Source organism: Streptomyces sp. NPDC107562, from assembly GCF_055657325.1.
The window spans coordinates 1-6,035 of sequence record NZ_JBVKBE010000035.1; the positions used below are offsets into that span (position 1 = coordinate 1).

2 protein-coding genes are annotated in these 6,035 nt (G+C 70.2%); both read right to left on the bottom strand.

Annotated features, from left to right (window positions below; all coding sequences use genetic code 11):
* A partial coding sequence (locus ACZ7LV_RS38890; protein WP_471946080.1) for a type I polyketide synthase occupies positions 1-3,191 on the bottom strand: 3,191 nt, incomplete at its 3' end.
* A gap of 142 nt (positions 3,192-3,333) precedes the next feature.
* On the bottom strand, positions 3,334-6,035 hold a 2,702-nt coding region (locus ACZ7LV_RS38895; RefSeq protein ID WP_471946081.1), incomplete at its 5' end, for an SDR family NAD(P)-dependent oxidoreductase.

The window sequence follows — 6,035 nt, forward strand, 5'->3', positions numbered from 1 at the left end:
CACTGCGCGAGCTCGAACCCGGCCGACGCCGGCGAGGGACTCAGCAGACCACTGGCGTGCCGCGTCCACGGCACATCCTCGTCCGCGTCCTCCCAGCGCGAGTACACGGCGACCGGCCGCTCGCCGGTTCCGTGTGCCGCTTCTACGACGACCTGCACCTGTACGCCGCCACGCTCGGGCACGACCAGTGGAGCTTCCTGGGTCAGTTCCTCGATACGCCCGCAGCCGACCTCGTCCCCGGCCCGCACCAGCAACTCGACGAAACCGGTGCCCGGGAACACGACCGCGCCGGCGACGGTGTGATCGGCGAGCCACGGATGCGACTTCAGGGACAGGCGCCCGGTCAGTACCGACCCGTCACCACCGGCCAGACCCACCACCGCACCCAATAGAGGGTGATCCGCCGCCGCCTGACCCAGACCGGCCGCATCCGTGACGGACCAACCAGCCTCAAGCCAGTACCGCTCACGCTGGAAGGCATACGTGGGCAGCTCCACCAGACGCCCACCCGCCGTCAACGGCTCCCAACTCACGCCGATACCACGGACGAAGAGCCGGGCCAGAGCGGTCAGGAACTCCCGCACCTCGTCACGGTCCCGCCGCATCACCGGCACACACGCCACGTCCGCGCCCTCCGGCAACACCTCACGGGCCATCCCGCTCAACACACCGTCCGGACCCAGCTCCACGAACGACGACACACCCGCACCAACCAGCGCCTCCACACCGGAACCGAAGCGCACCGCTTCGCGGACATGGCGCACCCAGTACTCCGGCACACACAACTCCTGCGCCGACGCCACCGCACCCGTCACGTTCGACACCACCGCGATCCGCGGAGCCTCGAACGACAGCCCCTCCACCACCGCAGCGAAGTCCGCGAGCATCGGCTCCATCAACGGCGAATGGAAAGCATGACTCACGTCCAGCCGCTTGCACTTGATCCCGCGCCCTCGCAGCGCCTCCACCACCGGCGTCACCGCGGCCTCCGCACCCGAAAGCACCACCGCGCGCGGCCCGTTCACCGCCGCGACGCCCGCACCCTCCACACCCTCAAGGAGTTCACGCACATCCGCCTCAGCGGCCTGGACCGCCACCATCACGCCACCCTCAGGCAACGCGTCCATCAACCGGCCACGAGCCGCCACCAGCATCGCGGCATCCTCCAGCGAGAACACCCCCGCCACATGCGCGGCCGCGATCTCACCGACCGAATGCCCCGCCACGAAGTCCGGACGCACCCCGAACGACTCCACCAGCCGGAACAACGCCACCTCAACCGCAAACAACGCCGCCTGCGCATACACCGTCCGCGTCAACAAGCCCGCCACAGCACTGCCCGCCTCCGCGAACAACACCTCACGCAACGGCAGCCCCACACCCTCCAAACCCACATCCAGCAAGTCACACGCACGCTCCAACGACCGCGCGAACACCGGAAACGCAGCAGCCAGCTCCCCGCCCATCCCCACCCGCTGCGCACCCTGACCCGTGAACAAGAACGCCAGCCGGCCCTCCACCACCCGACCCGACACCACACCAGGCCCCTCCGACCCGGCTGCAAGCACCCCCAGCGCCTCCAGCAACTCCTCACGCGACGAACCCAGCACCACACCCCGATGCTCAAGCCCCGCCCGCGACACACCCAACGAAAACGCCACATCAGCGACCGACGCACCCACACCCCGCTGCTGCGCAGCCAACCGCCCCGCCTGCGCCCGCAACGCCCCCGCCGACCTGCCCGACACCACCCACGGCACCGGCAACCCAGCCGGCGCCACACCATCCACCGGCGCAGACTCCTCCACCGGCGCCTGCTCCACGATCACATGCGCGTTCGTCCCACTCACACCGAAGGAAGAGACGCCGGCCCGGCGCGGACGACCGGTCTCCGGCCACTCCCGCCCGTCCGTCAGCAACTCGACCGCACCCGCCGACCAGTCCACATGACTCGACGGCTCCCCCACGTGCAACGTCTTCGGAAGAACCCCGTTCCTGATGGCCATGATCATCTTGATCACGCCGCTGACGCCGGCGGCTGCCTGTGTGTGCCCGATGTTCGACTTGATCGAACCCAGCCACAGCGGCCGACCCTCCTCGCGGTCCTGGCCATAGGTGGCCAGCAGTGCCTGCGCCTCGATCGGGTCACCCAGCGACGTACCCGTACCGTGCGCCTCGACCGCGTCCACCTCGGCCGCCGTCAGACCCGCGTTCGCCAGCGCCTGACGGATCACCCGCTGCTGCGACGGACCGTTCGGCGCCGTCAGACCATTGCTCGCACCGTCCTGGTTCAGCGCCGAACCCCGCACCACGGCCAGCACTTGGTGACCGTTGCGCCGCGCGTCCGACAACCGCTCCAGCAGAAGCAGTCCGGCTCCCTCTCCCCAGCCGGTGCCGTCGGTGTCGTCGGAGAAGGCCTTGCAGCGGCCGTCCGCCGCCAGACCGCTCTGCCTGCTGAACGCGATGAACGGTCCCGGTGTCGCCATGATCGTCACGCCGCCCGCGAAGGCCATCGCGCATTCCTTCTGCCGGAGCGCCTGGCAGGCAAGGTGCAGGGCCACGAGCGAGGAGGAGCACGCGGTGTCCACGGACACCGACGGCCCTTCGAGGCCGAGCACGTACGAGATGCGGCCGGAGACGACCGCCGCCACGCTGCCGGTGGACAGATAGGCCTCCGTGTCCTGCGGCGATCGGTCCATGAGGTCGGCGTAGTCCTGGCCGTTGGTCCCCGCGAAGACGCCGACGGAGGCGCCGCGCAGGCTGTGCGGGTCGATACCCGCCCGCTCGCTGGTCTCCCAGGCCAGCTCCAGCAGGAGCCGCTGCTGCGGATCCATCGCCAGTGCCTCACGCGGCGAGATCCCGAAGAACTCCGCGTCGAAATCGGCCGCGTCGTGGACGAAGCCTCCGCGTGCCACATAGGTGCTCCCGACGGCGTTCGCGTCGCCGCCGAGGAGCGTGTCGAAGTCCCAGCCCCGGTCGTCCGGGAAGTCGGTGACGGCGTCACGGCCTTCGGCGACGAGCCGCCACAGGTCCTCGGGGGTCCGGACGTCACCGGGATAGCGGCAGCCCATGGCGACGACGGCGATCGGCTCGTGCTCCTCCGACTCGGCCTCGCGCAGCCGCTGCCGGGTCGCGTGCAGATCGGCCGTGACCCGCTTGAGGTAGTCCAGGAGCTTCTGGTCGTTCGACATCTGGTGCCACACCAATCTCGGTACGAGGAACGTCCGGGGGTCAGGGATGCGGAGACGCGCGGAGCCGCAGGCGCCTCGGGGCAGCCAGGAGCATCAGGGGGCGGTCGAGGCGGTCCGTCTCCTGTGAAGGGCTGATCACGGGTCAGCCCAGTCCGAGGTCCTTGTCGATGAGGTCGAAGATGTCGTCGGCGGTGGCCGCTTCGAGCTTGTCGGCGAGGGCCTCGGTCCCAGAGGTGTCCACCCCGACGATCTCGTTCAGCTTGGTCACCAGTCCCTGGAGCCGGGAAGTGAGGCGCATCCGCTCGATGTCCGCCGACGGAAGCGACGTCACCGTTGCCTCCAGCCGGTCGAGTTCCGCGAGGAGCGGGACGGCCCCTGCCGCCGCCCCTTCGTCCTGGAACAGCTCCGACTTCAGATGGGCCGTCAGGGCGAGCGGGGTGGCGTAGTCGAAGACCGCCGTGGCGGGCAGTCGCAGCCCGGATGCCGCGTTGAGCCGGTTGCGCAGTTCGACGGCGGTCACGGAATCGAAACCGAGATCCTTGAAGGAGTGGTCCGGCTCCACGTCGGCGGCGTCCGAGTAGCGGAGCACGGCGGCCACCTGCCGGCGCACGACGTCGAGAAGCGCGTGATCGCGCTCCGCGCGCGGGAGCCCGGCGAGGCGTACGGCGACGGTCTCCTGCCCCTGCGCGTCCTCGTCCGGTGAGGCCGGCCCGGTGTCCTCGGACAGTGCGGCGCGAACCTCCGCGATGCCGTCCAGCAGGGGCCGTGCCCTGGAGATGGTGATGACCGGAGCGAAGCGTTGCCAGTCGATGTCCGCGACGACGAGGTGCCCGATTCCGTGGTCGAGCACCTGCCGCAGGACATCGAGGGCCAGGCGCGGTTCCATCGCCCGGAGACCGATACGGCGCAGTTGCGCGTCGGTGTCGGGGTCCGCGCCGTCACCGCCCCACAGGCCCCATGCGATGGACGTGCTCGGCAGACCGCGGGAGCGCCTGTTGTGGGCGAGGGCGTCCAGGAAGGCGTTCGCTCCGCCGTACGCGGCCTGATGGGCGTTGCCCCAGATGGCCGAGCCGGAGGAGAAGGTCACGAACATCTCCAGGTCCCGGTCCGCGAGCAGTTCGTCGAGATGCGTCGCGCCGCCGATCTTGGCACGGGTCATCCGGGAGAACTCGTCGAGCGTGATGGCCGAGAGTCGCTGATCCCCGTCCGGAACGGCTCCGGCCAGGTGGAAGACCCCGGTGAGCGGCGCGGCTTCGGGCAGCGAGGCGAGGAGTCCGCGTACGGCTTCGCGGTCGGCGATGTCACAGGCCGCGAACGTGACCTTCGTGCCGAGCAGGGCGAGTTCGGCTTCCAGACGGCTCGCGCCGCGGGCCTCGGCTCCGCTACGGCTGGTGAGTACGAGGTGTTCGACGCCGTCGCGGGCGAGCCGGAGCGCCACCTGCGCACCGATCCCGCCGGTACCGCCGGTGACGAGGACGGTGCCGTGGGGCTGCCATGGCGACGACGGAGGAGCCGCCGCGTCCTGGACGCGGGCCCGGACCATACGGCGTGCGAAGAGACCAGCCGAACGTATCGCGATCTGGTCCTCCGGCTCGTCCGAGGCCAGGACGGCGCACAGCAGATCAGCGGCGCGCGTGTCGATCTCCGCCGGCAGATCGAGCAGTCCGCCCCACGTGTCGGGGTGATCGAGCGCCAGCGACGCCCCCATGCCCCACAAGGTCGCCTGCACCGGATTGCGGACGTCAGAGGAGTCGATGGCGGCGACGGCCTGCGCCGTCACGCACCACAGAGGGGAGTTCACTCCCGACGCGTCCAGGGCCTGGACGAGTGCGATGGTCGCCGCGATGCCCTCGGTCAGCTCGGGATGGACAGGGTGCGGGCGGTCGTCCATGGCCAGCAGCGAGAGGACACCCACCGGCTGCTCGCCCTCCGGAGTGGCGCCCCGCAGTTGATCCCTCAGGGCCTCGGCGGGGACATCGCCGGACACTTCGACGACGCGCAGGTCGGCGCCGTTGCGGCGCAGGCCGTCCAGCAGCGCGTTCACGGCGGGGGTGTCATGGTGCGGGGCGGGGACCGCAACGGTCCAGGTGCCGGTGAGCGCGGCCGTGGTCGGCGCCGGTAGCGGCTTCCACTCCTCACGGTGGCGCCACCCGTCGACGAGCGACTCCTCCCGCCGACGTGCTCGCCAGGAGGTGAGAGCGGGCAGTACGCCCTGGAGGGCGTCGGTCTCCACCTGCAGACTGTCGGCGAGAGAGGCCATGTCCTCGCTCTCCACCGCCGCCCAGAAAGCCTCGTCCACCGGGTCGGCGGTCGGCGCCACCGAGTCCTTCCTCACGCTCTCGACCCAGAAACGCCGACGCTGGAACGCGTAGGTGGGCAGGTCGACTCGGGGATGCGGGCCGCCCAGCAGAACCTGCCAGTCCGGCTCACACGCCCCCCGCACAAACAAAGCCCCCAACGACCGCAGGAACTGATCCCAGCCCCCCTCACCACGACGCAACGTCCCCACCGCCACCACAGCAGCAGCATCCTCCGGCCCCTCCCCACGGGCCGCCTCCACCGTCTCCTCCACACCCATCACCAGCACCGGGTGCGCACTCACCTCGACGAACGCACCGAACCCCTCCCCCACAAGCCGCCCAGTCGCCTCCGCGAACCGCACCGGAGAGCGCAGGTTCTCCACCCAATAGCCGGCACCCAGCCCGCCGTCCCCCTCCAGATCAACCCACTCACCCGTCAGCGTCGACAACATCGGCACCCCACCACCCAGGGGAACAACCTCCGCCAGATCGGACAGGATCCGCTCACGGACCAACTCCACCTGCTCCGAATGCGAGGCGTAAT